The 24619-nt window shown below is 71.5% G+C and carries 26 protein-coding genes; 16 read left to right on the top strand and 10 right to left on the bottom strand.

Features of this window, described 5'->3' with window-relative positions:
• Positions 1-96 precede the first annotated feature (96 nt).
• Positions 97-1335 (bottom strand): glycosyltransferase 87 family protein, encoded by a 1239-nt coding sequence (locus M8J74_RS34280; protein ID WP_249840172.1) that lies wholly within the window; start codon positions 1333-1335, stop codon positions 97-99.
• 141 nt (positions 1336-1476) lie between these two features.
• Between M8J74_RS34280 and M8J74_RS34275 the strand changes: the two genes are divergently transcribed.
• On the top strand, positions 1477-2619 hold the full coding sequence (locus M8J74_RS34275; protein WP_249840171.1) for a glycosyltransferase family 4 protein: 1143 nt from the start codon (positions 1477-1479) through the stop codon (positions 2617-2619).
• Between the two features lie 40 nt (positions 2620-2659).
• Positions 2660-4300, top strand: coding sequence for a GMC oxidoreductase (locus tag M8J74_RS34270; RefSeq protein ID WP_372500357.1), 1641 nt, complete (start codon positions 2660-2662; stop codon positions 4298-4300).
• A gap of 19 nt (positions 4301-4319) precedes the next feature.
• Here M8J74_RS34270 and M8J74_RS34265 read toward each other — a convergent pair whose 3' ends face one another.
• A complete protein-coding gene (locus M8J74_RS34265; protein WP_249840170.1) occupies positions 4320-6116 on the bottom strand; it encodes an AMP-dependent synthetase/ligase in 1797 nt (598 codons plus the stop codon).
• Between the two features lie 295 nt (positions 6117-6411).
• Here M8J74_RS34265 and M8J74_RS34260 point away from each other — a divergent pair, with 295 nt between their 5' ends.
• The 6 genes from M8J74_RS34260 to M8J74_RS34235 all read left to right on the top strand — a co-directional run bounded on the left by M8J74_RS34260 (position 6412) and on the right by M8J74_RS34235 (position 11430).
• Positions 6412-7230 (top strand): metallophosphoesterase family protein, encoded by an 819-nt coding sequence (locus M8J74_RS34260; protein ID WP_249840169.1) that lies wholly within the window; start codon positions 6412-6414, stop codon positions 7228-7230.
• Positions 7231-7322: 92 nt separating this feature from the next.
• Positions 7323-7766 carry an SRPBCC family protein gene (locus M8J74_RS34255; protein ID WP_058925799.1) on the top strand — a complete coding sequence of 148 codons (444 nt, stop codon included), beginning with the start codon at positions 7323-7325 and terminating at the stop codon, positions 7764-7766.
• Between the two features lie 44 nt (positions 7767-7810).
• Positions 7811-8980: an ArsA family ATPase gene (locus M8J74_RS34250; RefSeq protein ID WP_249840168.1), complete on the top strand. Its 1170-nt coding sequence runs from the start codon at positions 7811-7813 to the stop codon at positions 8978-8980.
• A 57-nt stretch (positions 8981-9037) separates the two neighbouring features.
• Positions 9038-9535: a DUF5304 domain-containing protein gene (locus M8J74_RS34245; RefSeq protein ID WP_249840167.1), complete on the top strand. Its 498-nt coding sequence runs from the start codon at positions 9038-9040 to the stop codon at positions 9533-9535.
• 108 nt (positions 9536-9643) lie between these two features.
• On the top strand, positions 9644-10597 hold the full coding sequence (locus M8J74_RS34240) for an ROK family glucokinase (protein ID WP_249840166.1): 954 nt from the start codon (positions 9644-9646) through the stop codon (positions 10595-10597).
• Between the two features lie 74 nt (positions 10598-10671).
• Positions 10672-11430, top strand: a complete 759-nt coding sequence (locus M8J74_RS34235) for an endonuclease/exonuclease/phosphatase family protein (RefSeq protein WP_249840165.1) — start codon at positions 10672-10674, stop codon at positions 11428-11430.
• Between the two features lies 1 nt (position 11431).
• Here the strand turns inward: M8J74_RS34235 and M8J74_RS44660 are convergent, their stop codons facing one another.
• From M8J74_RS44660 to M8J74_RS34225, 3 genes are all read right to left on the bottom strand, one after another.
• Entirely contained in the window at positions 11432-11563 is a 132-nt protein-coding gene (locus M8J74_RS44660; RefSeq protein ID WP_283948957.1) for a hypothetical protein, read from the bottom strand.
• Between the two features lie 97 nt (positions 11564-11660).
• On the bottom strand, positions 11661-12227 hold the full coding sequence (locus M8J74_RS34230; RefSeq protein ID WP_249840164.1) for a hypothetical protein: 567 nt from the start codon (positions 12225-12227) through the stop codon (positions 11661-11663).
• The gene (locus M8J74_RS34225; RefSeq protein WP_058928466.1) at positions 12220-12999 is read right to left on the bottom strand and encodes an alpha/beta hydrolase; all 780 of its coding nucleotides are present in this window, start codon (positions 12997-12999) and stop codon (positions 12220-12222) included. Before M8J74_RS34225 ends, M8J74_RS34230 begins: the two co-directional genes overlap by 8 nt.
• Positions 13000-13172: 173 nt before the next feature.
• On the opposite strand from M8J74_RS34225, the gene M8J74_RS34220 reads away from it, so the two are divergent.
• The 5 genes from M8J74_RS34220 (at position 13173) to M8J74_RS34200 (ending at position 18036) form a co-directional block, all read left to right on the top strand.
• Positions 13173-13925, top strand: a complete 753-nt coding sequence (locus M8J74_RS34220; protein ID WP_249840163.1) for a lysophospholipid acyltransferase family protein — start codon at positions 13173-13175, stop codon at positions 13923-13925.
• Between the two features lie 26 nt (positions 13926-13951).
• Positions 13952-15166, top strand: coding sequence for a MacS family sensor histidine kinase (gene macS / locus M8J74_RS34215; protein WP_249840162.1), 1215 nt, complete (start codon positions 13952-13954; stop codon positions 15164-15166).
• Positions 15163-15840: a response regulator gene (locus M8J74_RS34210; RefSeq protein WP_249840161.1), complete on the top strand. Its 678-nt coding sequence runs from the start codon at positions 15163-15165 to the stop codon at positions 15838-15840. Before macS ends, M8J74_RS34210 begins: the two co-directional genes overlap by 4 nt.
• Positions 15841-15948: 108 nt before the next feature.
• Complete coding sequence (locus M8J74_RS34205; RefSeq protein ID WP_249840160.1) at positions 15949-16977, top strand: 6-phosphofructokinase; 1029 nt, start codon at positions 15949-15951, stop codon at positions 16975-16977.
• Between the two features lie 63 nt (positions 16978-17040).
• Complete coding sequence (locus tag M8J74_RS34200) at positions 17041-18036, top strand: 2-hydroxyacid dehydrogenase (protein ID WP_249840159.1); 996 nt, start codon at positions 17041-17043, stop codon at positions 18034-18036.
• Here M8J74_RS34200 and M8J74_RS34195 read toward each other — a convergent pair.
• Positions 17988-19868 (bottom strand): anthranilate synthase family protein, encoded by a 1881-nt coding sequence (locus M8J74_RS34195; protein ID WP_249840158.1) that lies wholly within the window; start codon positions 19866-19868, stop codon positions 17988-17990. The genes M8J74_RS34200 and M8J74_RS34195 overlap by 49 nt on opposite strands.
• 96 nt (positions 19869-19964) lie before the next feature.
• Positions 19965-20021, bottom strand: coding sequence for a trp operon leader peptide (locus tag M8J74_RS45085; protein WP_071528813.1), 57 nt, complete (start codon positions 20019-20021; stop codon positions 19965-19967).
• 96 nt (positions 20022-20117) lie between these two features.
• Between M8J74_RS45085 and M8J74_RS34190 the strand changes: the two genes are divergently transcribed.
• Both M8J74_RS34190 and M8J74_RS34185 read left to right on the top strand, forming a co-directional pair.
• Positions 20118-21470: a class II 3-deoxy-7-phosphoheptulonate synthase gene (locus M8J74_RS34190; RefSeq protein WP_249840157.1), complete on the top strand. Its 1353-nt coding sequence runs from the start codon at positions 20118-20120 to the stop codon at positions 21468-21470.
• Between the two features lie 134 nt (positions 21471-21604).
• Positions 21605-21838: a (2Fe-2S)-binding protein gene (locus M8J74_RS34185; RefSeq protein WP_249840156.1), complete on the top strand. Its 234-nt coding sequence runs from the start codon at positions 21605-21607 to the stop codon at positions 21836-21838.
• A 10-nt stretch (positions 21839-21848) separates the two neighbouring features.
• Here M8J74_RS34185 and bfr read toward each other — a convergent pair whose 3' ends face one another.
• Positions 21849-22328 carry a bacterioferritin gene (gene bfr / locus M8J74_RS34180; protein WP_133042876.1) on the bottom strand — a complete coding sequence of 160 codons (480 nt, stop codon included), beginning with the start codon at positions 22326-22328 and terminating at the stop codon, positions 21849-21851.
• 155 nt (positions 22329-22483) lie between these two features.
• On the opposite strand from bfr, the gene M8J74_RS34175 reads away from it, so the two are divergent.
• Positions 22484-23125 carry a sulfite oxidase-like oxidoreductase gene (locus M8J74_RS34175; protein WP_058925813.1) on the top strand — a complete coding sequence of 214 codons (642 nt, stop codon included), beginning with the start codon at positions 22484-22486 and terminating at the stop codon, positions 23123-23125.
• Positions 23126-23141: 16 nt separating this feature from the next.
• Here the strand turns inward: M8J74_RS34175 and M8J74_RS34170 are convergent, their stop codons facing one another.
• Both M8J74_RS34170 and M8J74_RS34165 read right to left on the bottom strand, forming a co-directional pair.
• Positions 23142-23642 carry a DUF4396 domain-containing protein gene (locus M8J74_RS34170; protein ID WP_249840155.1) on the bottom strand — a complete coding sequence of 167 codons (501 nt, stop codon included), beginning with the start codon at positions 23640-23642 and terminating at the stop codon, positions 23142-23144.
• Between the two features lie 76 nt (positions 23643-23718).
• Positions 23719-24597, bottom strand: coding sequence for a deoxyribonuclease IV (locus tag M8J74_RS34165; RefSeq protein ID WP_249840154.1), 879 nt, complete (start codon positions 24595-24597; stop codon positions 23719-23721).
• Positions 24598-24619: the final 22 nt, after the last annotated feature.

Genomic DNA, 24619 nt, shown 5'->3' with positions numbered 1-24619 from the left:
CGGCGGGTCCGGGCGACTGCGGGGAGCCTTCGCCGGCAGGGCCGAGCCGGGGGAGGCGGCGGAGGCGCGGCGTATGGCCCGTGCGCCGGGGCCGGGTCAGGCGGGGGTGGAGGGTTCCTTCGTGCGGGTCGCTTGAGCCGGTACGGAGGGCACCGGCTCGCGGGTGACCGTGGAGCGCCACAGCTCCCGCGCGCCCAGCACGGCGGCCAGCACCAGCAGGCCGTTGCGCAGGAACAGCAGGGTGATGCCCTGAGTGTCGCTCGCGACGACGTGCTGGAACCACAGCGGGAACTCCAGCACCGTCACGAAGCACGCGGCGAGCGCGAGGAGGACGGGCGCCCGCATCCGGCTGCCGCGGAAGCACAGGCAGACGGCGGCCGTGCCGACCAGCCACACCATGTACTGGGGGCTGATCACCCGGCTGGTGACGGTGAACATCAGCACCGCCACGAACGCCGCGTCGGCGAGCGTGTGCGGCAGGAAGCGGGTCGCCATCAGCCGCCACAGCACCAGCCAGCCGAAGGCGACGCCGGTGAGGAACAGGGCGCCGGTGCTGATGGCCGTGACCCACGGGCCGAGGAACTCGATGGAGCCGTAGTTGAGCAGCACCTGCCCGTCCCAGGCGCCGAAGTGACGGGCGACGTGGACGACCAGCGAGCCGAGCGACTCGACCTCGGTGCCCCGGTTCTTCTGGAAGGTCAGGAACTCGAACGCGCCCGGCATGAACATCGCGAACAGCCCCGCCAGCACGGCGACGGTGCCCGCGGCCCAGCCCCAGGTGCTGCGCCTGCGGACGCCGAGGAGCAGCACCGCCGGCCACACCTTCAGCATCGCCCCGAAGCCCACCAGCACGCCCGCCGCCCGCGGGTGCCGGGCCCCGGCGAGCAGCGCCGCCACGGCCACCGCGGTCACCATGACGTCGTAGCGGGCGTACACGGTCGGCCCGAGCAGCGGCACGCCCACCACCCACACCCAGGCCCCGCGCAGCGTTTTGCCGTGGCGCCCGCCCGCGTACGCGAGCAGGCACAGCACCACCAGGTCGGCGAGGCAGGCCAGGACGAAGAAGGCCTGCGCGTACCGCAGGAACGGCAGCAGCGCGGGGGAGAGCACCGCCAGGGCGGCGGCGGGCGGGTACTGCCAGGTGACGTCGCCCAGCGGGAACGTTCCGGTACGCAGGACGTCGTACCAGCCCTGGTAGATCACCGAGACGTCGCTCGTGACGTCGGGGCCCGGGAAGACCCACACCTTGAACACCCACAGCAGCAGCACCAGCCTGGTCAGACCCCAGGTCATCAGCAGGCCCGTGAAAGACCGCCTCGCACCCGCACCGTCCACCTGAGCCCCTGCCTGTCCGCATCGTCTTGAGGGGAACATGATGTCCTGCCCGGCTGTGTGCGTGCCACACACGCGGCCGCGCGCGGCCGAGCGGACGGGCCGGACCCGGCGGCGGGGTGGCCTTTGGATAGGGTCGGCGGCGTGCGCAAGACCCTGATCGTGACGAACGACTTCCCGCCCCGCCCCGGCGGCATCCAGGCGTTCCTGCACAACATGGCGCTGCGGCTGGACCCCGAGCGGCTGGTCGTCTACGCGTCCACGTGGAGGCGGAGCAGGGAGGGCGTCGAGGCGACCGCCGCCTTCGACGCCGAGCAGCCCTTCACCGTCGTACGCGACCGTACGACGATGCTGCTGCCGACGCCGGCGGCGACGCGTACGGCGGTCGGACTGCTGCGGGAGCACGGCTGCACGTCGGTGTGGTTCGGGGCGGCGGCGCCGCTCGGGCTGATGGCGCCGGCGCTCAGGAAGGCCGGCGCCGAGCGGCTGGTGGCCACCACCCACGGGCACGAGGCGGGCTGGGCCCAGCTGCCCGCCGCACGGCAGCTGCTGCGCCGGATCGGGGAGGCGACGGATACCGTCACCTACCTCGGCGAGTACACGCGCTCACGGATCGCCTCCGCCCTGACGCCCGCGGCGGCCGGCCGGATGGTGCAGCTGCCGCCGGGCGTCGACGAGAAGGTCTTCCACCCGGCCTCGGGCGGCGACGCCGTGCGGGCCCGGCTGGGACTGACCGACCGGCCGGTGGTCGTGTGCGTCTCCCGGCTGGTGCCGCGCAAGGGCCAGGACACCCTCATCCTCGCGATGCCCCGCATCCTGGCCGCCGAGCCGGAGGCGGCGCTGCTGGTCGTCGGCGGCGGGCCCTACGAGAAGGACCTGCGCAAGCTGGCCGAGGAGACCGGCGTCGCCGGCTCCGTGCGGTTCACCGGCGCCGTGCCCTGGTCCGAGCTGCCCGCGCACTACGGCGCCGGGGACGTGTTCGCCATGCCGTGCCGGACCCGGCGCGGCGGCCTCGACGTCGAGGGGCTCGGGATCGTCTACCTGGAGGCGTCCGCGACCGGCCTGCCGGTGGTCGCCGGCGACTCCGGCGGCGCCCCCGACGCCGTGCTGGACGGCGAGACCGGCTGGGTGGTGCGCGGCGGCTCCCCGGAGGAGGCGGCCGAGCGGATCGTCGTCCTCCTCGGGGACGCGGAACTCAGGCGCCGGATGGGGGAGCGGGGGCGCGAGTGGGTGGAGGAGAAGTGGCGCTGGGACCTGCTCGCGGAAAAGTTGAAGACGCTGCTATAGAGGCCTAGCCGGAACCCGATAATCCGCCCATGCTGCGCGCATGACAGCAAAACTGATGCAGCGTCAGCTGACGAGACGTCACATACTGGGCATGGCGGCCCTCCAGGCCGCCGCCGCGGCCGGACTCACCCGCATCGGCCTCACGTCCGCGCAGGCCGCGGAGGAGGCGGCGGCCGTCGACAACGCGCCCGCCATCGTGGTCGGTTCGGGCTACGGCGGCGCCGTCGCCGCCCTCCGCCTCGCCCAGGCCGGTATCCGCACCCTGGTCCTGGAGATGGGCCGGCTGTGGAACACCCCGGGCCCCGACGGCAAGGTGTTCTGCTCCACCGCCAACCCGGACCAGCGCTCCATGTGGTTCCGCACCCGCACCGAGGCCCCGCTGGCCACCTTCCTGTGGCTGGACGTCGTCAACAAGGACATCAGCCCCTACCCCGGCGCCCTGGACCGCGTCCACTACGACAACATGTCCGTCTACGTCGGGCGCGGGGTCGGCGGCGGCTCCCTGGTCAACGGCTCGATGGCCGTCACGCCCCTGAAGTCCTACTTCGCGGAGCAGTTCCCCACCGTCGACGCGGACGAGATGTACCGCACGTACTTCCCCCGGGCCAACTCCATGCTCGGCGTCAACACCGTCGACCCCACGTGGTTCGAGTCGACGGAGTGGTACCGCTTCACGCGCGTGTCCCGCAAGCACGCCCAGAACACCGGGCTGAAGACCACGTTCGTCCCCAGCGTCTACGACTTCGCCTACATGCAGCGCGAGGCGGCCGGCACGGCCACGAAGTCCGCGCTCGGGCAGGAGGTCATCTACGGCAACAACTACGGCAAGCGCAGCCTCGACAAGTCGTATCTGGCCGCCGCGCTCGGCACCGGGAACGTCACCATCAACACCCTGGAGAAGGTGCGCTCCATCAGCCGGGCGGGCGACGGCAGCTGGGTGCTGACCGCCGACCGCATCGACCTGACCGGCGCGGTCGTGGAGACCAAGCAGTACGCCTGCACGTACCTCTTCCTCGGCGGCGGCAGCCTCGGCACCACCGAACTCCTCGTCCGGGCCCGGGACACGGGGGCGCTGCCCGCGCTGAACTCCACGGTCGGGGCCGGCTGGGGGCCCAACGGCAACACCATGGTGGGCCGCGCCAACCACCTGTGGGACACCACCGGCGCCAACCAGTCGACCATGCCCGTCATGGGCATCGACGACTGGGCCAACGCCGACAACCCGGTCTTCGCCGAGATCGCCCCGCTGCCGACGGGGCTGGAGACCTGGGTCAGCCTCTATCTGGCGATCACCAAGAACCCGGAGCGGGCGAGCTTCACCTACGACTCCGCGAGCGGCCGGGTCAAGCTGGGCTGGACGGCGGCCCAGAGCGCCGTCTCGGTCGCCATGGCCAAGAAACTGTTCGACCGGATCAACGCGGCCAACGCCACCATCTACCGCTACGACCTGTTCGGTTCGAGCAGCAAGGTCTTCGCCGACGACTTCTGCTACCACCCGCTCGGCGGCTGCGTGCTCGGCAAGGCCACCGACGACTACGGCCGGGTGAAGGGGTATCCGAGGCTGTACGTCACCGACGGCTCGCTCGTGCCGGGCAACATCGGCGTGAACCCGTTCGTCACCATCACCGCGCTCGCCGAACGGACGATGGCGCGGGTCCTCGTCGAGGACACCGCGCCATGACGCTCCGTCAGCAGGCGTACTACTTCGCGTAGATCGCCTCGATCTCGCCCGCGTAGTCCTTCGCCACCACGTTCCGCTTCAGCTTCAGCGAGGGCGTCAGGTGGCCCGACTCCTCCGTGAACTGGGAGGACAGAATGCGGAACTTCCGCACCGATTCCGCCTTCGACACCGCGGCGTTGCCGTCGTCGACCGCGTCCTGGATCGCCGCGAGCAGATCCGGGTCCTCGCGCAGCGACGCCGCGGTCACTCCTTCGGGCTTGCCGTGCTCGGCGGCCCAACGGCCCAGGAACTCCTCGTCGATGGTGACCAGCGCGCCCACGAACGGCCGCCCGTCGCCCACCACCATGCACTCCGCGACCAGCGCGTGCGCCCGGATGCGGTCCTCGATCACGGCCGGGGCGACGTTCTTGCCGCCCGCGGTCACGATGATCTCCTTCTTGCGGCCGGTGATCCTGAGGTAGCCGTCCTCGTCGAGGGTGCCGATGTCACCGGTGTGGAACCAGCCGTCGGTCAGCGCCTCGGCCGTGGCGGCCTCGTTGTTCCAGTAGCCCTTGAACAGGTGCTCGCCGTGCAGCAGCACCTCGCCGTCGTCCGCGATCCGGATGACCGAGCCGGGCAGCGGCTGTCCGACCGTGCCGATCTTCGTACGGTCCCAGGGGTTGAAGGCGGTCGCCGCGCAGGACTCGGTCAGGCCGTAGCCCTCCAGGACCGTGAAGCCGATCCCGCGGAAGAAGTGCCCCAGCCGCTCGCCGAGCGGGGCGCCGCCGGAGATGGCGTACTCGCCGCGCCCGCCCAGCACGGCCCGCAGCTTGCTGAAGACCAGCTTGTCGAACGTCTTGTGCTTGATCCGCAGACCGAGCGACGGGCCCGAGGGGGTGTCCAGCGCCTTGCTGTACGCGATCGCGGTGTCCGCGGCCTTGTCGAAGATCTTGCCCTTGCCGTCCGCCTGGGCCTTGGCGCGCGCCGAGTTGTAGACCTTCTCGAAGACGCGCGGGACGCCGAGGATCAACGTCGGCCGGAAGGAGGCCAGTTCGTCGGTGAGGTTCTTGATGTCCGGGACGCAGCCGAGCTTGATCGGCGCCATCATCGGGGCGATCTGCACCAGCCGGCCGAAGACGTGCGCGAGGGGCAGGAACAGCAGCACGGAGCACTCGCCGGTGCGGAACAGCGGCCGCAGGCGCTCGACGATGTTGCCGCACTCGGCGAAGAAGCTGCGGTGGGTGAGCACGCAGCCCTTGGGGCGGCCGGTGGTGCCGGAGGTGTAGACGATCGTCGCCGGGTCGTCGGCTCTCGCCAGCGAGCTGCGGTCCTCGACCATGGCGTCGGTGACGCCCTTGCCGAGCTCGCCCAGCTCCTCGACCGCGCCGGCCTCGAGCTGCCAGACGTGCTTGAGGGCGGGCAGCCGGTCGCGCACCGACTCGACCGCGGCCGCGTGGGTGTCCAGCTCGACGACGACCGCCGTGGCGCCCGAGTCCGACAGGATCCACTGCACCTGCTCCGGCGAGCTGGTCTCGTACACCGGCACGGTGACCGCGCCCGCGCTCCAGATGGCGAAGTCCAGCAGCGTCCACTCGTAACGCGTGCGCGACATCAGGCCCACCCGGTCGCCGGGCTGGACGCCCGAGGCGATGAGGCCCTTCGCGGCCGCCCGCACCTCGGCCTGGAAGGCGGTGGCCGTCACGTCCTGCCACGCCCCGTCCACCTTGCGGGCGATGACGGCCACATCGGGGTGCTGCGCTGCGTTTCTCCGGACGATGTCGGTGAGATTGCCGTCCGCAGGGACCTCGTACAAAGCCGGAAGGCTGAACTCGCGCAAGACTGCTGCTCCTCATAGGGCGCCGGCGCCACGACGTTGTGTGATGCGACGGTCGGTCCAAGGCTCGGGCAGGTACTCAGGTGATCACTGGTTGAAATCCTGAGCACGACTGGACTGCCCGGACGTTACCCGCCGGTATGGCTTCTTCGACAGGGGGTCCCGGCGAGATGTTCGCTGCGTCACACGGTTTGGTGTTCCTCCGCGTACGGTAGTCCACCCGCTAACTGACTGGCCAGTAACCGCAGGCGGGCCCGGCACTGTTCACGTACACCGCACACGCCTACCCTTGATCGTCATGGCATCCACACCGGCCGGCAGGCGCACCACCCGCGTCCACGTGGTCAGCGACGTGCACGGCAACGCCCGCGACCTGGCCCGGGCCGGCGAGGGTGCGGACGCCCTGATCTGCCTCGGTGACCTGGTCCTCTTCCTGGACTACGCCGACCACTCGCGCGGGATCTTCCCCGACCTGTTCGGCACGGAGAACGCCGACCACCTCGTCGAACTGCGTACCGCCCGCCGCTTCGAGGAGGCCCGCGCGTTCGGCGCCCGGCTGTGGGCGGGCATCGGCACGGACCGGCGCACCGCGATCGAGAAGGCGGTGCGCAAGCAGTACGCCGAGATGTTCGCGGCCCTTCCGGCCCCGACGTACGCCACGTACGGCAATGTCGATATGCCGGCCCTCTGGCCCGAGTACGCCGGACCGGGGACGACCGTGCTCGACGGCGAGCGCGTGGAGATCGGCGGCTGGACGTTCGGCTTCGTCGGCGGCGGCCTGCGCACCCCGATGCGCACGCCGTACGAGATCGACGACGAGGAGTACGCGGCGAAGATCGAGGCCGTCGGCGAGGTCGACGTGCTGTGCACGCACATCCCGCCGGAGGTGCCCGAACTCGTCTACGACACGGTGGCCCGGCGCTTCGAGCGGGGCAGCGTGGCCCTGCTGGAGGCGATCAGGAGGACCCGGCCCCGCTACGCCCTGTTCGGCCACGTCCACCAGCCGCTGGTACGGCGCATGCGGATCGGGGCCACCGAGTGCGTGAACGTGGGGCACTTCGCGGGGACCGGCCGGCCCTGGGCGCTGGAATGGCCGGTGAACGCGGGCAGGGGGTGAACTCGGGCGCTCACGTGCGCGGTAGCCTTCACGCTGCACACACGTGCGCACGCACACCTCTTTACCGGCCCGCATCTGGAGGAGCCACGGCGATGGCGGAACACACCAGCTCGAGCATCACGATCGAGGCGGCACCGGCCGACGTCATGGGGGTGATCGCCGACTTCGCGCGCTACCCCGACTGGACCGGCGAGGTGAAGGAGGCGGAGGTCCTGCAGACCGACGCCCAGGGGCGTGCCGAGCAGGTCCGCCTGGTCATGGACGCGGGCGCCATCAAGGACGACCAGGTGCTCGCCTACACCTGGACCGGGCAGAACGAGGTCTCCTGGACGCTGGTGAAGTCGCAGATGCTGCGCTCGCTCGACGGGACGTACATCCTCAAGCCCGCCGGGGCCGGCGCGACCGAGGTCACCTACCGGCTCACCGTCGACGTGAAGATCCCGATGCTCGGGATGATCAAGCGCAAGGCCGAGAAGGTCATCATCGACCGGGCGCTGGCCGGACTGAAGAAGCGCGTCGAGGCCGGGGAGAAGTAGACGCGGCGGTTTGCGACGGGCGCGCGACGGTACCGTTCACCATCATGCGCACCATCCTGATCACCGGCCCTGGCGGCAGCGGTCGTAGCACCATCGCGGCCGCCACCGCCCTGGCCGCCGCCCGCGAGGGCACCCGCACCCTGGTGCTCAGTGCCGACCGCACCGACGCCCTCGGCACGGCCCTCGGCGCGGCCACCGGCCCGGCCCCCACCACCGTCGCCCCGAACCTCACCGCCTGGCGCCCCGACGCCACCGCCGGTTTCCGCGACGACCTCACCGGTTTCCAGGAGCGCGCGGCCAACGTCCTGGACCTGCTCGGCGCCTCCCGGCTGGACGCCGAGGAGGTCACCCCGCTGCCCGGGGCCGAGGAGCTGACCCTGCTGCGGGCGCTGCGCGACGCGGCCCTCGCCGAGGCGCACGACCTGCTGGTCGTCGACCTCCCCGCCACCGCCCAGGCCCTCGCCCTGCTCTCGCTGCCCGAGGAACTGCGCCGCTACCTGCGCCGGCTGCTGCCGCCCGAGCGGCAGGCGGCCCGCGCCCTGCGACCCGTCCTCGGCCGGCTGGCCGGGGTCCCCATGCCCTCGGAGTGGCTGTACGAGACCGCCGCCCGGTGGGACCTGGAGCTCGGCGCCGTCGAGGCCGTGCTCGCCGACCGCGGCACCGTCGTGCGGCTGGTCGCCGAGCCCGGACCGGCCGGGGCCGACGCCGTGCGCGCCGCCACCCTCGCCCTCGCCCTGCGCGGCCTGCGCCCCGACGCCCTGGTCGCCAACCGGGTGCTGCCCGAGTCCGCGGCGGACGGCTGGCTGGCCGGGCCCCTCGCCCAGCAGCGCAAGGCACTGGAGGAATGGCGGGAGTCGTACGACGTCCGGCCGGTCCACCACCTCGGCCGCGACCCGCGCGGCACCGACGACCTCACCGCGCTGCCCGTGCCCGGCGTCAACGACGCGACCTCCACCGTCGAGTGGCCGGTCGTGGACCGGCTCGCCGCGGACGGCGTGCTCGTCTGGCACATCCCCCTGCCCGGCGCGATACGCGGTGACCTGGACCTGATCCGGCGCGGCGACGAACTCGTCGTCAGCGCGGGCGCCTTCCGCCGGATCGTGTCCCTGCCCTCCGCCCTGCGCCGCTGCACCGTCGACGGGGCCGCGCTGCGCGAGGGCGAGCTGCGGATCCGTTTCGCGCCGGACCCGGCACTGTGGCCCGGCAGGCAGTGAAGGACATACGCCCGTTCGGGTAACGTCGGAGGGACGAACCGTAGTCAGGAGTCCGTCATGAGCGAAGAGCTCCCCCCGTCGGATGCCGGTGAGAAGGATGCCGTCGACGAGGTGCGGGCCACCGACGCCGACGCCTGGGCGACGGCGTGCGCCGAGGACCTCGCCGCGGAGAAGGCCCGCCGCCGGGCCGAGCACGGCCAGCCGCCGGTGTCGGCCGCGGAGGAACTGCGCAAGCTCGTCGACGTGGTGGCGGAGAAGCTGTCGTCGATCCAGTCGCCGCTGCTCGGCGCGGTCGCCGGACCGGCCGCCCAGCAGGTGGTCAAGCAGGTCGTCCAGCAGGCCAAGGCCGCCGTCGAGCCCGTCATAGAGCGCAACCCCGACGTCTTCGACCACCTGGCCGCGGCCGGCGGCGAACTGCTCGCCGCCTACCGCTCCGCGGTCCAGGCCCAGGAGCGGCGCTGGACCAGCCGCCCGGCCGACCTGCACAAGGACCTGGACGACAACCGCGGGGGCGACGAGGGCACCGGACCCGGTCAGCGGATCGACCTCGACTGACGCCCCGGCGCGTCTCACGGGCTGTCCGCCGGGCGGACGGCCGGAACCCCGGTGCCGGGGCCTCGGGTACGGTTGGCCGTAGCGGGGCTCGACCGAACTGAGGGATTCATGGGACTCACCATCGGCGTCGACATCGGCGGTACCAAGATCGCGGCCGGCGTGGTCGACGAGGAAGGCAACATCCTCTCCACGCACAAGGTGCCGACCCCGGGCACGCCCGAGGCGATCGTGGACGCCATCGCCTCCGCCGTGGAGGGCGCGCGCGCCGGGCACGAGATCGTCGGTGTCGGCATCGGCGCCGCCGGTTACGTCAACCGGCAGCGCTCCACCGTCTACTTCGCGCCGAACATCGACTGGCGCCAGGAGCCGCTGAAGGAGAAGGTCGAGGCCCGCGTCGGCCTTCCCGTCGTGGTCGAGAACGACGCCAACGCGGCCGCCTGGGGCGAGTACAGGTTCGGCGCCGGCAAGGGCCACCGCAACGTCATCTGCATCACCCTCGGCACGGGCCTCGGCGGCGGCATCATCATCGGCAACAAGCTGCGCCGCGGACACTTCGGCGTGGCCGCCGAGTTCGGCCACATCCGGATGGTCCCGGACGGCCTGCTGTGCGGCTGCGGCTCGCAGGGATGCTGGGAGCAGTACGCCTCCGGGCGCGCCCTCGTCCGGTACGCCAAGCAGCGCGCCAACGCCACCCCCGAGCGCGCCGACACCCTCCTCGCCCTCGGCGACGGCACCCCCGACGGCATCGAGGGCAAGCACATCTCCATCGCCGCCCGCCAGGGCGACCCGGTCGCCGTCGACTCCTACCGCGAGCTGGCCCGCTGGGTCGGCGCCGGTCTCGCCGACCTCGCCTCCCTGTTCGACCCGTCCGCGTTCATCGTCGGCGGCGGTCTGTCCGACGAGGGCGAACTGGTCCTCGACCCGATCCGCAAGTCCTACAAGCGCTGGCTGGTGGGCGGCAACTGGCGCCCGGTGGCCGACGTCATCGCGGCCAAGCTCGGCAACGAGGCGGGCCTGGTGGGCGCGGCGGACCTGGCCCGGGAACCCGACCCGATCATGTAGCCGACCGGACCACGTACGTGATGAGCCCGCCGCGCCCCACCTCGGGACGGCGGGCATCGTCGTATGTTGATCTCATGGAGACGAGCGAGCGACTGCCCAACTCCCACATCGAGCCCGACGGTTCGGCCGTCATCCGGGTCCTGAGCTACAACATCCGCTCGATGCGCGACGACACCGACGCCCTCGCCCGGGTGATCGGCGCCTGCGCCCCCGACCTGGTCCTCGTCCAGGAGGCTCCGCGGTTCTTCCGCTGGCGCAAGAAGCTGGCCCGCCTCGCGGCCGCCTCCGGCCAGGTCGTGCTCACCGGGGGCGCGACGGCCGCCGGACCGGCGATCCTGTGCCATCTGCGGGCCACCGTCGAGCGCACCGAGGACGTGCTGCTGCCCCTCGTCCCGGGCCAGCACCGCCGGGGCTTCGCCACCGCCGTCGTCCGGTTCGGCGCGGCCCGCGTCGGCGTCCTGAGCTGCCACCTCTCCCTGCAGCGGGAGGAGCGCCACGAGCAGGCCGGGATGCTCCTGGACCGCCTCGCGGGCCTGGGCGTCGACCACGCGATCGCCGGGGGCGACCTGAACGACCGGCCCACCGGACGGGCCTTCGGCCGCCTGACCGAGGGGCTGCAGGACTGCTGGGCCACCGCCCCCTGGGGCGGCGAGTTCACCTTCGCGCCCGCCGCGCCCTTCCAGCGCATCGACGCGATCTTCGCGACGAAGGGCATCGACGTCCTCGGCTGCGGCGTCCCCCTGGGTCTGCCCGGCGTCACGGAGGAAGACCTGAGGGCGGCCACGGACCACCTCCCGGTCCTGGCCGCCCTCAGGGTGCCCGCCGCCTCCTGAGTCAGGGGCGCTGCTTGACCTTGTCCACGACGGCCCAGCCGTCCAGGTACGACAGCCGGGTGTACGTCTTCCCCGCCGCCCCGTCACCCGACGTACGGGTGTCGCGGAAGCCGAGGAGCCGGTACGTGACCATCGTTCGTCCGAACGTCTCGAAGGCCTGGGCGCCCGGACATGCGAGGGCCCGTCCGGAGGATCTCCGGACGGGCCCTGTGTCCCGCGCGCCGCCCCCGTCAGACGACGGCCCCGCGTCCCGGGTCGCCGTCGTCCTCGTCGTCCGTGCGCATCCGCATCACCAGCGTGGCGAAGCCGCCCAGGAAGCCGCCGACGGCGAGCGTGGCCAGCCACCAGGTCATCTCCCAGCCGAGGACCACGGCCAGCAGGAGCAGCACCGGCCCGCCGACCACGCCGAGCCAGGCGAACTTGGCGGTCGTGTCGGCCGTCGGCAGCGGCGGCGGCTCCGGCGGCTCGAAGTGGCCCTCGTCGTCCTCGTCGAAGTCGTCCTCGGACGGCTCGGGCGCCGTGTGGTCGCGCGGGCCGACGCCGGGCGCGAAGGAGACCGAGCCGCCCAGCGGCTTCACGGGCTTCTCCGGCTTCGGGGCGGTCGCGGCCCCGGAGTCGTTCGGCTCCGGTTCCAGCAGCGCCAGGTCCTCCACCGACTTGAACGGCTTCGTGCCCGGCGGGTCCTTCGGCTCCTCGCCGTACCCCGCGACGATCGCCGCCCAGGCCGCGTCCTCGTCGAAGGGGACGCCCTGCTCGTCCGGCTCGCGGTCCTCGCGCTCCGAGTCGTGCTCAGCCACCTGCGGCCGTCCCTTCCTTGCCGACACCGGTTGCGAGCCGGCCGATGAACGCGAGGCTCTCCTCGAAGATCCGGTCCGCGTCATGGTCCAACGTCGCGACGTGGTAGCTCTGTTCCAGCAGGATCTCGCGCACGTCCCGGGACGAGACCCGGCCGAGGATGCGCGCGGAGTCGACCGGCGGCACGACGTGGTCCTGCGGGCTGTGCAGCAGCAGCAGCGGCTGGGTGACCTGGGGCAGTTCGGAGTCGACCAGCCGGAAGAAGACGCGCAGGGAGTGGGCCGCGTGCAGCGGCACCTTGTCGTATCCCAGCTCCGTGCTGCCCTCCTTGGCGATGTCGCTGGCGATCCCCTTCGTCGTCCGCACGAAGTGCCGGGCCACCGGAAGGGCATACGCGGAAAGGCCGTGCACCTTGTTCGCCGGGTTGACGACCACGACGCCGCTGATCGCGTCGCCGTGCTTCGCGGCCAGCCGCAGCGCCAGCGCGCCGCCCATGGACAGGCCGGCGACGAAGACCTGCTCGCAGCGCTCGGTGAGGGCGCGCAGCTCGCGGTCCACCTCCGCGTACCAGTCCTGCCAGCCGGTGAGCTGCATGTCCTCCCAGCGGGTGCCGTGGCCCGGCAGCAGAGGCAGCGAGACCGTGAGGCCGTGCTCGGCCAGATACTCCGCCCAGGGGCGCAGCGACTGGGGTGAACCGGTGAAGCCGTGGCAGAGGAGGACACCGACCTCGCCGCCTTCGTGGCGGAACGGCTCGGCTCCAGGGAGGACCGGCACCATCGGTCTCCTGTTCATGAGAGGGACGGTTCGGGAAGTGGCGTGAAGTCCAGGTTGTGCTTCACCGTACGCGACCGCACTGACACCGACCAGGGCCGTCGGCGCCTTTGACGGCGGGCCGGGTTAAGGTCTGATCGACGGAAACTGGAGGCACACGGGTGTTGTACGGCGCGATGAAGGTCGCTATCGGGGGACCGCTCAAGGTCACCTTCAGGCCCTGGGTGGAAGGCCTGGAGAACATCCCCGCCGAGGGGGCCGCGATCCTGGCGAGCAACCACCTGTCCTTCTCGGACTCGTTCTTCCTGCCCGCGGTGCTCGACCGCAAGGTCACGTTCATCGCCAAGGCCGAGTACTTCACCACGCCCGGCGTGAAGGGCCGGCTGACGGCCGCCTTCTTCAAGGGCGTCGGCCAGCTGCCGGTGGACCGCTCCGGCGCGCGCGGCGCGGGCGAGGCGGCGATCCGCAGCGGCCTGGAGGTCCTGGAGCGCGGCGAGCTGTTCGGGATCTACCCCGAGGGCACGCGCTCGCCCGACGGCCGGCTCTACCGCGGCAAGCCCGGCGGCCTCGCGCGCGTGGCGCTCGCCTCCGGCGCCCCGGTCATCCCGGTCGCGATGATCGACACGGAGAAGATCCAGCCGCCGGGGAAGGTCATGCCGAAGCTCATGCGGCCCGGCATCCGCATCGGCAATGCCCTGGACTTCAGCCGCTACCAGGGCATGGAGCACGACCGGTTCGTGCTGCGCGCCGTGACCGACGAGGTCATGTACGAGATCATGAAGCTCTCCGGCCAGGAGTACGTCGACATGTACGCGACGGCCGCCAAGCGGCAGATCGCGGAGGCGGCGAAGGCCGAGAAGGAGCAGGCCAAGGAACAGGCCAAGGAGCAGTCGGGGGAACAGGCGACCGAGGAGAAGCCCGAGGCCTAGGCTTCCGGTCCAGGGGGGTGGGGGACGTGCCCAAGCGCGAGCGCGTCATGCGCATGTCGGTCGAGCAGCCCCTGTGGCGTGCCCTGACCGCGTACCGGGTGCTGACGATGCTGTACGCGGTCGGCCTGTTCGCCACCGCCTACGACGAGTACGACCACGCGGGCGTCGCCGTCGGCTACTACGCCGTGCTGTTCGTCTGGACGCTCGCCACCCTGCCCCGCGTGCAGAACGCCGCCGCCTGCACCAAGCGCTTCCTCGCCGTCGACCTCGCCGTCGCCCTCACCGGCATCCTGCTCACCCCGATCGCCGTCAACGACCACCACATCCAGAACGGCGGGCCCACCCTGCCGTCGATATGGACCGCCGGCTCGGTCCTCGCCTACGCCATCAAGGGCGGCTGGCGTTGGGCGGCCTTCGCCTCCACGCCGGTCGCCGTCGCCAACCTCGTCGAGCGCGGCGCCCCGGCCCGCGACACCGTCCACAACGTGATCCTCGTCTGGGTCGCCTCCATCGCCATCGGCTACGTCGTCGAGGTCGCCCGCGCCTCCGAGCGCACCCTCGCCCGCGCCCTGGAGATCGAGGCCGCCACGCGCGAACGCGAGCGGCTGGCCCGGGACATCCACGACGGCGTCCTTCAGGTGCTGGCCATGGTGCAGCGCCGCGGCGCGGTCCTCGGCGGCGAGGCGGCCGAGCTCGGCCGGATGGCCGGCGAGCAGGAGGTCGCCCTGCGCACCCTGGTCTCCGGCGGCCTGCTGCCGGTGTCGCGGGTCTCGGAGGACGCGGCCGACGGCGCGCTGGTCCGGGCGGTGGACGAGCCGTCGTACGACGAGGAGGGCCCGGTGGACCTGCGGGCGCTGCTCGCGCCGTACGCCGCCGCGAAGGTCGCCCTCGCCGAGCCCGGCGCCCCGGTGCTGCTGCCGGCGCCCGCCGCCAGGGAGCTGGCCGCCGCCGTCGGCGCCGCCCTGGACAACGTCGGCAGGCACGCAGGCGAGGACGCGCGCGCGTGGATCCTCGTCGAGGACGAGCCGGACGAGGTCGTGGTGAGCGTCCGCGACGACGGGCCCGGCATCCCCGAGGGGCGGCTCGCCCAGGCCGAGGGGGAGGGGCGGCTCGGTGTCGCCCTGTCGATCCGGGGCCGGCTGCGCGACCTCGGCGGCAGCGCCGAGCTGATCTCGGTCCCGGGGCAGGGCACGGAGGTCGAGCTGAAGGTACCCAAGAACGCGAAGGCGGGGCACAGATGAGTGAGCAGCAGGGCCCGATCAGGGTCATGGTGGTCGACGACCACCCGATGTGGCGCGACGCCGTCGCCCGCGACCTGACCGAGTCCGGCTTCGACGTGGTCGCCACCGCGGGCGACGGCGAGCAGGCCGTGCGCCGCGCCCGGGCCGCCGCCCCCGACGTCCTCGTGCTGGACCTCAATCTGCCGCTGAAGCCGGGCGTGCAGGTCTGCAAGGAACTCGTCGGCCACAACCCGGCGTTGCGCGTCCTGGTGCTGTCCGCGAGCGGTGAGCACGCCGACGTGCTGGAGGCCGTGAAGTCGGGCGCCACCGGCTACCTGCTGAAGTCGGCGTCCACGGAGGAACTGCTGGACGCGGTCCGCCGGACGGCCGTCGGCGACCCGGTCTTCACGCCGGGTCTGGCCGGGCTCGTCCTCGGCGAGTACCGCCGCCTCGCCTCCGAGCCGGGCCCCGCCCCGGGCACCGACGAGCCGGGGGCCCCGCAGCTCACCGACCGCGAGACCGAGGTGCTGCGCCTGGTCGCCAAGGGCCTGAGCTACAAGCAGATCGCCGAACGCCTGGTCATCTCCCACCGCACGGTCCAGAACCACGTGCAGAACACCCTCGGCAAGCTGCAGCTGCACAACCGGGTGGAACTCGTCCGGTACGCCATCGAACGCGGACTTGACGACGAGTAAACCGACCGCCCGGTGATTCACCGGAATTGCCGCTCCGACCCATCCCTGTGTGACCTGGATCACCATTAGCGTGGCTGCACCAGGCAACCGCGGCGAAGGGACATTTCCATGCGGGTCGGAGTACTGACCGGAGGCGGCGACTGCCCCGGGCTCAACGCCGTCATCCGGGGCATCGTTCGCAAGGGCGTACAGGAGTACGGCTACGACTTCGTCGGCTACCGGGACGGCTGGCGGGGTCCGCTCGAAGGCGACAGCGTTCCCCTCGACATCCCCGCGGTGCGCGGCATCCTGCCCCGCGGCGGCACCGTCCTCGGCTCCTCGCGCACCAATCCGCTCAAGCAGGAGAACGGCATCCGGCGGATCAAGGAGAACCTCGCCAAGCAGGAGGTCGAGGCGCTCATCACGATCGGCGGCGAGGACACCCTCGGCGTCGCCGCGATCCTGTCCGACGAGTACGGCGTGCCGTGCGTCGGCGTGCCGAAGACCATCGACAACGACCTGTCCGCCACCGACTACACCTTCGGCTTCGACACCGCGGTCGGCATCGCCACGGAGGCCATCGACCGCCTGCACACCACCGCCGAGTCCCACATGCGCGTCCTGGTCTGCGAGGTGATGGGCCGTCACGCCGGCTGGATCGCCCTGCACTCCGGCCTCGCCGGCGGCGCCAACGTCATCCTCATCCCCGAACAGCGCTTCGACCTCGACCAGGTCTGCGCCTGGATCACCTCCCGCTTCAAGTCCTCCTACGCCCCGATCGTGGTCGTCGCCGAGGGCGCCATGCCCAAGGACGGCCACCTGGTGCTCAAGGACGAGTCGCTGGACTCCTTCGGGCACGTCCGGCTCTCCGGTGTCGGCGAGTGGCTGGCCAAGGAGATCGAGAGGCGCACCGGCAAGGAGGCCCGCACCACGGTCCTCGGCCACATCCAGCGCGGCGGCACCCCGAGCGCCTTCGACCGCTGGCTCGCCACCCGCTTCGGCCTGCACGCCATCGACGCGGTCCGCGACGGCGACTTCGGCAAGATGGTCGCCCTGCGCGGCACCGACATCGTCCGCGTCCCGATCGGGGACGCCACGGCCAAGCTGAAGACGGTGGACCCGAAGCTGTACGAGGAGGTCGGCGTCTTCTTCGGCTGAACCGGCATCCCGGGGTTATGGGCCGTATATTCGGCCCATAACCCATCACAGCGGGAGCGGCGCGTGGAGATCCTTGCCTTCGGTGTGCAGGCGGACGAGAAGCCCCTGATCGAGCGGGCCTTCGAGGGACACCACGAGGTCCGGTGTCTCGACGTCTTCCTCAACGAGGACACCGCCCCGATCGCCGCCGGCTACGAGATCGTCTGCACCAGCGTCAACTGCGGCCTGGGCAACCGCGTCCTGCAGACCCTCACGGTCGGCGGCACGCAGATGATCGCCCAGCGCTCCACCGGCTTCAACAACATCGACCTCCTGGTCGCCGAGCGGCTCGGCATGACCGTCGCCCGCGTCTCGTACTACTCGCCCTACGCCGTCGCCGAGTTCGCCTGGACGCTCGCCATGGCGGTCAACCGCCGTATCGTGCGCGCCTCCACGCGTACGCGTGACTTCGACTTCCGCCTCGACGGGCTGATGGGCCGCGACATGCACGGCCGCACCGCGGGCGTCCTCGGCACCGGCAAGATTGGCGAGGCGTTCGCCCGGATCGCCCACGGCTTCGGCATGCGGCTGCTGGGCTGGGACGTCGCCGAGAACCCCGCCTGCGTGGACCTTGGCATGAGTTACGTCCCCAAGGAGCAGCTCCTCGCCGAGTCGGACCTGATCACCCTGCACGTGCCGCTGATGCCGCAGACGCAGCACCTCATCGACGCCGACGCGCTCAAGGGCATGAAGGACGACGCGATCCTGGTCAACTCCAGCCGCGGCGGCCTCATCGACACCGCGGCCCTCGTCGCCGAACTGCGCGAGGGCCGCTTCACGGGCGTGGGCCTCGACGTGTACGAGGCGGAGGCGGGCCTGTTCTTCGTCGACCGCTCGCTGGAGGCGATCGAGGACGACACCCTGGCCCGCCTGGTCACCTTCCCGAACGTCCTCGTCACCTCGCACCAGGCGTACTACACCCGGGACGCCGTCGGCCAGATCATCGAGGCCACCGTGCAGAACGTCCTCGACTACCGGGCGGGCCGCCGCTCGGAGAACGTGCTCGTGCCGCGCAGCTGACCGACGAGGTCACGGACGACGGACGCGCCGTTCAGCGTCAGGACCGACTCCGGGTGGAACTGCACGCCCGCGAAGCCCGGCCCGCGCAGGGCGTGCACCTCGCCGTTGCCGGCCCGGGCGACCTCGACGCCGTGCGCGGCCAGCTCCTCGGCCGCCTCGTCGGGGCAGTGCGCCACGAAGCTGTTGTAGAAGCCGACCGTCTCCTCCCGCCCGAACAGGTCGATCGCCGTCTGCGCGCCCTGGTACGGCACCTCCTTGCGGACGATGTCCAGGCCGAGCTCGGCCGCGATCAGCTCGTGCCCGAGGCAGACGCCCAGCACGCCGTGCCGGTGCGTGCCGATCACCTCGGCGGTCAGCTCGCGCAGGAACCGCATCCTGGGATCGTCCAGGTCGCGGGGGTCGCCGGGGCCGGGCCCGAGCACGACGGGCCCCGCGTGCGCGGACACGGCCTCCCGCAGACCCGGCTCGTCGTAGCGCCGGACCGTCACCTCCAGCCCGCCGGCCCGCAGGACGTGCGCGAGCATCGCGGTGAAGGTGTCCTCGGCGTCGACGACCAGGGCGTGCCCGGCCGGCTCCGCGGCCTGCTCCTGCATCCGCAGCCAGAAGGGGGCGAGCGAGGCCCGGCGCCTGTCGAGCGCGGCACGCACGCGGGGGTCGTCGGCGAGCCGCGCGCGCGTGTGCTCCGTGCGCGGCCGGGAGGGACGTACGCCCAGCGCCGCCAGCACGCCCGCCGCCTTCGCGTGGGTCTCCGCGACCTCGCCCGCCGGGTCCGAACCCCGCACCAGGGTGGCGCCGACCGGCACCCGCAGCCGGCCGTCGGCGTCGATGTCGGCGGTACGGATGAGGATGGGGGAGTCCAGGGTCTGGGCGCCGCCGGAGTCGCGGCCGAGCAGGGCCAGCGCTCCCGCGTAGTAGCCGCGCCCCCCGACCTCGTGCCGCTCGATGACCCGGCAGGCGTTCTGCACGGGCGAGCCGGTCACGGTCGCCGCGAACATGGTCTCCCTGAGCACCTCGCGCGCGTCCAGCGAGGACCTGCCGCGCAGCTCGTACTCGGTGTGCGCGAGATGGGCCATCTCCTTCAGCCGCGGCCCGATCACGACCCCGCCCATGTCGCCGACGGTGCACATCATCTTCAGTTCCTCGTCGACGACCATCGACAGCTCCTCGATCTCCTTGGAGTCGGCGAGGAAGCCGAGCAGGTGCTCCGGGGTGGGGCCCTCGGCGGGATAGCGGTACGTCCCGCTGATCGGGTTCATCACGACCGTGCCGCCGGACATCCGCACGTGCACCTCGGGGCTGGCGCCGACCAGCGTCCTGTCCCCGGTGTGCACGACGAACGTCCAGTACGCGCCCCGCTCGCCCTCCAGCAGCCGCCGGAAAAGCGCCAGGGCGTCGGCCCGGGAGAACCCCGCGATCTCGCCCTGGTAGGTGCGCCGGACGACGAAGTTGGCGCCCTCGCCCTGCCCGATCTCCTCGCGCAGCACGCGCCCGACGATCTCGCCGTACTCCGCGTCGTCCACGTCGAAGCCGCCGCGGTCGACGCGGACGTCATGGGAGGGGAGGGCGGCGAGCGCCTCGTCCAGTGGCATGTCGCACACCACTTCGGGCGTCAGCGCCAGCAGGGGCGTGCCGTCGTCCCGCACGTCGAAGCCGCGCTCGCGGATCTGCCGGAAGGGGACGAGCGCGAGGCCCTCGTCGGGGAGGTCGGCGAGCCGGTCGTACGCGGTGACCGGGCCGAGCAGCACCTCCACGGTGTTCTCGTCGTGGCCCGGCGTGCGGCGGCGCAGCAGGGCGAACGGTCGGGGATCGTCGAGCAGGTCGGCCAGATGCATGAGTCCGTTTTCCTTCTCGCTGGAGAGGAACGGACCCCCGGGAAACGCCGAAGGCCGCCCCTCGGGCGGCCTTCGCGAAGTCTTGCGTACGCGCAGTCAGTGGGCCGCCGGATGAGCGGTCCACCACCAGTTCTGGGTCGAGTGCGCGAACATGCGACGCACCCTACCCCATGTCCGTACCGTGTACGCGGTGTCTCATTTGTTGGGCATGGTCCTGGAGCCGTGACACGACCCCGTAGTGTTTGGGGGGTGACCGTGAACGCTAAGACCAGCGCGAGCGCTGGCAACACCTGGCGAGATCTGCCCGCGGCGCAGCAGCCCGAGTACCCCGACCTTGAGGCTCTGCGCGCAGTCGTTGCGGACCTCGAGTCGTATCCGCCGCTCGTCTTCGCGGGCGAGTGCGATCAGCTGCGCGCCCGGTTGGCGGCCGTCGCCAAGGGAGAGGCGTTCCTCCTCCAGGGCGGCGACTGCGCCGAGGCGTTCGACGCCGTGTCGGCCGACCACATCCGCAACAAGCTCAAGACGCTGCTGCAGATGGGCGCCGTCCTGACCTACGCCGCCTCGGTGCCGGTCGTGAAGGTCGGCCGCATCGCCGGCCAGTACTCCAAGCCCCGCTCCAAACCGACCGAGACCCGCGACGGCGTCACCCTGCCGACCTACCGCGGCGACTCCGTCAACGGCTTCGACTTCACCGAGGCCGCCCGCGTCCCGGACCCCGAGCGGCTGAAGCGGATGTACCACGCGTCCGCCTCGACGCTGAACCTGGTGCGCGCCTTCACCACCGGCGGCTACGCCGACCTGCGCCAGGTGCACGCCTGGAACCAGGACTTCGTGAAGTCGTCCCCCTCCGGCCAGCGCTACGAGCAGCTCGCGCGGGAGATCGACAACGCGCTGAACTTCATGCGGGCCTGCGGCACCGACCCGGAGGAGTTCAAGACCGTCGAGTTCTACGCCTCGCACGAGGCGCTGCTGCTCGACTACGAGTCGGCCCTGACCCGGGTCGACTCGCGCACCGGACGGCTGTACGACGTCTCCGGGCACATGGTGTGGATCGGTGAGCGCACCCGGCAGCTGGACCACGCGCACATCGAGTTCGCCTCGAAGATCCGCAACCCGATCGGCATCAAGCTGGGTCCGACGACCACGGCCGAGGAGGCGCTGCAGTACATCGAGCGCCTCGACCCCGACCGCGAGCCGGGCCGGCTGACCTTCATCGTGCGCATGGGCGCCGACAAGGTCCGCGACAAGCTGCCCGAGCTGGTGGAGAAGGTCACCGCCTCCGGCGCGACCGTCGCCTGGATCACCGACCCGATGCACGGCAACACCTACGAGGCGGCCTCCGGTCACAAGACCCGCCGCTTCGACGACGTGCTCGACGAGGTCAAGGGCTTCTTCGAGGTCCACAAGGCCCTCGGCACCCACCCGGGCGGCATCCACGTGGAGCTCACCGGCGACGACGTCACCGAGTGCGTGGGCGGCGGCGACGAGATCTTCGTCGACGACCTGCACCAGCGCTACGAGACGGCCTGCGACCCGCGCCTGAACCGCAGCCAGTCGCTCGACCTGGCGTTCCTCGTCGCGGAGATGTACCGGGACCAGTGACGGCGGTGCCCGTCACCAGGGCATGAAGTGGGGCGCGGATCACATGCGATCCGCGCCCCTTCCCTCTTTTGCGGCCCCCGGGCGCCGGGTAAGGTTAGGTTATCCTTAGTGATCTAGGCGGGAGGTGAGTCCGCGTGTTCGTGTGCAGCTGCTTCGGCGTGACCGAGGCGCAGGTCCAGCAGCATGCGGACGACGGCGCCTGCACCCCCCGCCAGATAGCCTCCGCCTGCAAGGCGGGCACGGACTGCGGCTCGTGCGTACGCCGCATCCAGGCCATCCTCGGCCGGGGCGCCTGCTCGCGCCGCGAGACGGCGGACCAGGGCCGCCCGGTCCTCGCCGGGCTCGCGGACCTCGACGAAGCGGCCTAGCCCGGCCCGCTCAGCTCTCCGGCTGTTCGATCAGCTGGGCGATGTACAACGCCTCGCCGAGCTTCTCCACCAGTTCCAGCTGGGTGTCGAGGTAGTCGATGTGGTGCTCCTCGTCCTCGAGGATCGACTCGAAGATGTTCGCGGACGTGATGTCGCCCTTGTCGCGCATCACCTTGATCCCGCGCCTGAGGCGGTCGATCGCCTCCACCTCGATCTGCCGGTCGGCCTCGAACATCTCCTTGACGGTCTGGCCCACCCGTACGTGGAACAGCCGCTGGTAGTTGGGCAGCCCCTCCAGGAACAGGATCCGGTCGGTGAGCACCTCGGCGTGCTTCATCTCGTCGAACGACTCGTGCCGGGTGTACTTGGCGAGTTTCGTCCAGCCGAAGTTCTCCTGCATCTTCGCGTGCAGGAAGTACTGGTTGATCGCGGTCAGCTCGCCGGTGAGCTGCTCGTTGAGGAATTCGATGACCTCGGGGTCGCCCTGCATCGCAGAGGCTCCTTCCGACCGGGGGAACGGGCAGGTTGCGCCGCATGATTGCACCGGCGTGCGAGGCCGTCCAGTAAGTTCACGCTTAGTAGGAGTTGCCCGAATCGCGCGGAGGCCGGTCATGGGCATCGCCCCGGGTCTGTCAGGATGGAGACATGGGTCAGCCGGTGGAACGCGCATCAGGAGAAACCGGAGATCCCGTGCACCCGGGGCTTCCCCCCGGCCAGCGCCTGCAGCGCGGCTGGCCGGTCACGCACTACGGGCCCGTGCCCAAGTTCCGGCCCGAGCGCTGGGAGTTCCGGGTCTTCGGCGCCACCGCGGACAGTGAGAAGCACTGCTGGAACCACGAGGAGTTCACGGCGCTGCCGTACACCTCGGTCGTCGCCGATCTGCACTGCGTCACGAAGTTCAGCATGCTCGGCGCCGAGTGGGGCGGCGTCCCCGCCTCCGCGATCCTGGAGATCGCCCCGCCCGCCCCCGCCGTCACCCATGTCATGGTCTGGGCCGAGTACGGCTTCAGCTCCAACCTCCGCCTCGCCGACTTCGCCTCCGACCGCACCCTGTTCGCCACCCACAAGGACGGCGAGCTCCTGACGGCGGAGCACGGCTTCCCGCTGCGCCTGGTCGTGCCCCACCTGTACGCCTGGAAGGGCCCGAAGTGGGTGCGCGGCATCGAGTACATGACCGCCGACCGGCGCGGCTTCTGGGAGGAGCGCGGCTACCACAACATCGGCGATCCCTGGAAGGAGCAGCGGTACTCCTACCAGGAGGAACCGGGGGAGGGCCCCGAGCTCTGAGCCCGCCCCCGGCCGCTCAGTGGTGGCCGTGGACCACGGCGTGGCCCTTGCCGCGGCCGATCATCCACTTGTTGACGGGCGTGGTGACCACGAAGGCGATCACCAGGGAGATCGTCAGCGAGATCCAGAAGAGCGCGTCGGCGAGCCCGGCGTCCATGGCGTCCGGCCACAGCACGATCACGCCGTTGTCGATCAGCTCCATCACGGCGATCGACAGGGTGTCCGCGGCCAGTGCCACCCGGAAGGCGGCGCGGAAGCCGACGCCGGCCTTCAGTACGCCGCGCAGGGTGAGCGAGTAGCCGAAGAAGAAGGCGAGGACGATCGCCAGGATCATGGTCGGCAGGTTGCCCCAGCCGAGCGCGGTGCCGATCACCATGCCCAGCACCTCGCCGATGGCGCAGCCGGTGAGGCAGTGGAGGGTGGCCTGCGCGGCCATGGACCAGCTCGCGGGGCCGTGCCCATGGGTTTCGTGGCCCTCGTGGTGGTGGAGGTGTGCGGTGTGCGCCTCGTGCTGCATGTCTGCCCCCAACGGCGGATGACGGATGCCTGCACCGGACAGAACCGCATACCCCCGGGGGGTATTCCTCCGTACGTCAGGAATCCCGGAGTTTTTTCAGCCGCTCCACGTCCGCCGCGTGCCCCTCCTTGCCGCCGGGGGTCTCGATGACCAGCGGAACGCCCTCGGTGGCGGGGTGCGTCATCAGGGCGCGGAACGGGTCCTCGCCGATGTGACCGGCGCCGATGTTCTCGTGCCGGTCCTTGTGGGCGCCGACGACGTCCTTGGAGTCGTTGGCGTGGATCAGCTTCAGCCGGCCCTCGCCGACCGTGTCCACCAGCAGGTCGAGGGTCTGGTGCATGCCGGCGGGGCCGGTCAGGTCGTGCCCGGCGGCGAAGATGTGGCAGGTGTCCAGGCAGACGCCGAGCTTCGGATGGGCGTCCAGTGCCTCGAAGTACGGCCCGAAGTCCCAGGTCCGCGAGCACAGGGAGGCGCCCTGGCCGGCGGTCGACTCCAGGAGCAGGAACGGGTCGTCGTCGTGGGTCAGCTCGTCGAGCAGCGGCAGCAGATGCTCGCGCACCTGCTTCAGGGCCACGGACCGCTCCCGGCCGCCGGTCGCGCTGCCGGTGTGCACGACCACGCCGAGCGCCCCGATCTCCCGCCCGCGGCGCAGCGAGTGCCGCAGCGACTCCACCGACCTCTCGACCGTCGCCTCGGTGTGGGAGCCGAAGTTGATCAGATAGGGAGCGTGGACGTACGCCGGGATCGCCTCGGCCGCGCAGGCCGCGCGGAACTCCTCGTCCTGCCGCGGATTGCCGACGGGCGTGGCCCAGCCGCGCGGATTGGCGACGAAGACCTGCACGGTCTCGGCCCCGAGGTCGCGGGCGTAGCTCAGACCGACGGAGTTCAGGCCGCCGGCCACGGGCACGTGGCCGCCGACGGGGTTGCGGGGGAGGGAGGGGTACCGGCTCTTCACCCGTTCAGGGTGTCATGCCTGC

This window comes from Streptomyces panaciradicis (genome assembly GCF_023516615.1).
GTDB lineage: Bacteria > Actinomycetota > Actinomycetes > Streptomycetales > Streptomycetaceae > Streptomyces > Streptomyces panaciradicis.
This window is presented reverse-complemented; position numbering and strand designations above follow the sequence as displayed.

Coding starts and splice junctions, on each gene's coding strand:
- M8J74_RS34205 (WP_249840160.1), top strand. CDS start 15,949: ATGCGGGTCGGAGTACTGACCGGAGGCGGCGACTGCCCCGGGCTCAAC.
- M8J74_RS34175 (WP_058925813.1), top strand. CDS start 22,484: ATGGGTCAGCCGGTGGAACGCGCATCAGGAGAAACCGGAGATCCCGTG.
- M8J74_RS34210 (WP_249840161.1), top strand. CDS start 15,163: ATGAGTGAGCAGCAGGGCCCGATCAGGGTCATGGTGGTCGACGACCAC.
- M8J74_RS44660 (WP_283948957.1), bottom strand. CDS start 11,563: ATGGTCACGTACCGGCTCCTCGGCTTCCGCGACACCCGTACGTCGGGT.
- M8J74_RS34235 (WP_249840165.1), top strand. CDS start 10,672: ATGGAGACGAGCGAGCGACTGCCCAACTCCCACATCGAGCCCGACGGT.
- M8J74_RS34195 (WP_249840158.1), bottom strand. CDS start 19,868: ATGCATCTGGCCGACCTGCTCGACGATCCCCGACCGTTCGCCCTGCTG.
- M8J74_RS34250 (WP_249840168.1), top strand. CDS start 7,811: ATGCGCACCATCCTGATCACCGGCCCTGGCGGCAGCGGTCGTAGCACC.
- M8J74_RS34260 (WP_249840169.1), top strand. CDS start 6,412: ATGGCATCCACACCGGCCGGCAGGCGCACCACCCGCGTCCACGTGGTC.
- bfr (WP_133042876.1), bottom strand. CDS start 22,328: ATGCAGGGCGACCCCGAGGTCATCGAATTCCTCAACGAGCAGCTCACC.
- M8J74_RS34170 (WP_249840155.1), bottom strand. CDS start 23,642: ATGCAGCACGAGGCGCACACCGCACACCTCCACCACCACGAGGGCCAC.
- M8J74_RS34220 (WP_249840163.1), top strand. CDS start 13,173: ATGAAGGTCGCTATCGGGGGACCGCTCAAGGTCACCTTCAGGCCCTGG.
- M8J74_RS34240 (WP_249840166.1), top strand. CDS start 9,644: ATGGGACTCACCATCGGCGTCGACATCGGCGGTACCAAGATCGCGGCC.
- M8J74_RS34255 (WP_058925799.1), top strand. CDS start 7,323: ATGGCGGAACACACCAGCTCGAGCATCACGATCGAGGCGGCACCGGCC.
- M8J74_RS34245 (WP_249840167.1), top strand. CDS start 9,038: ATGAGCGAAGAGCTCCCCCCGTCGGATGCCGGTGAGAAGGATGCCGTC.
- M8J74_RS34270 (WP_372500357.1), top strand. CDS start 2,660: ATGACAGCAAAACTGATGCAGCGTCAGCTGACGAGACGTCACATACTG.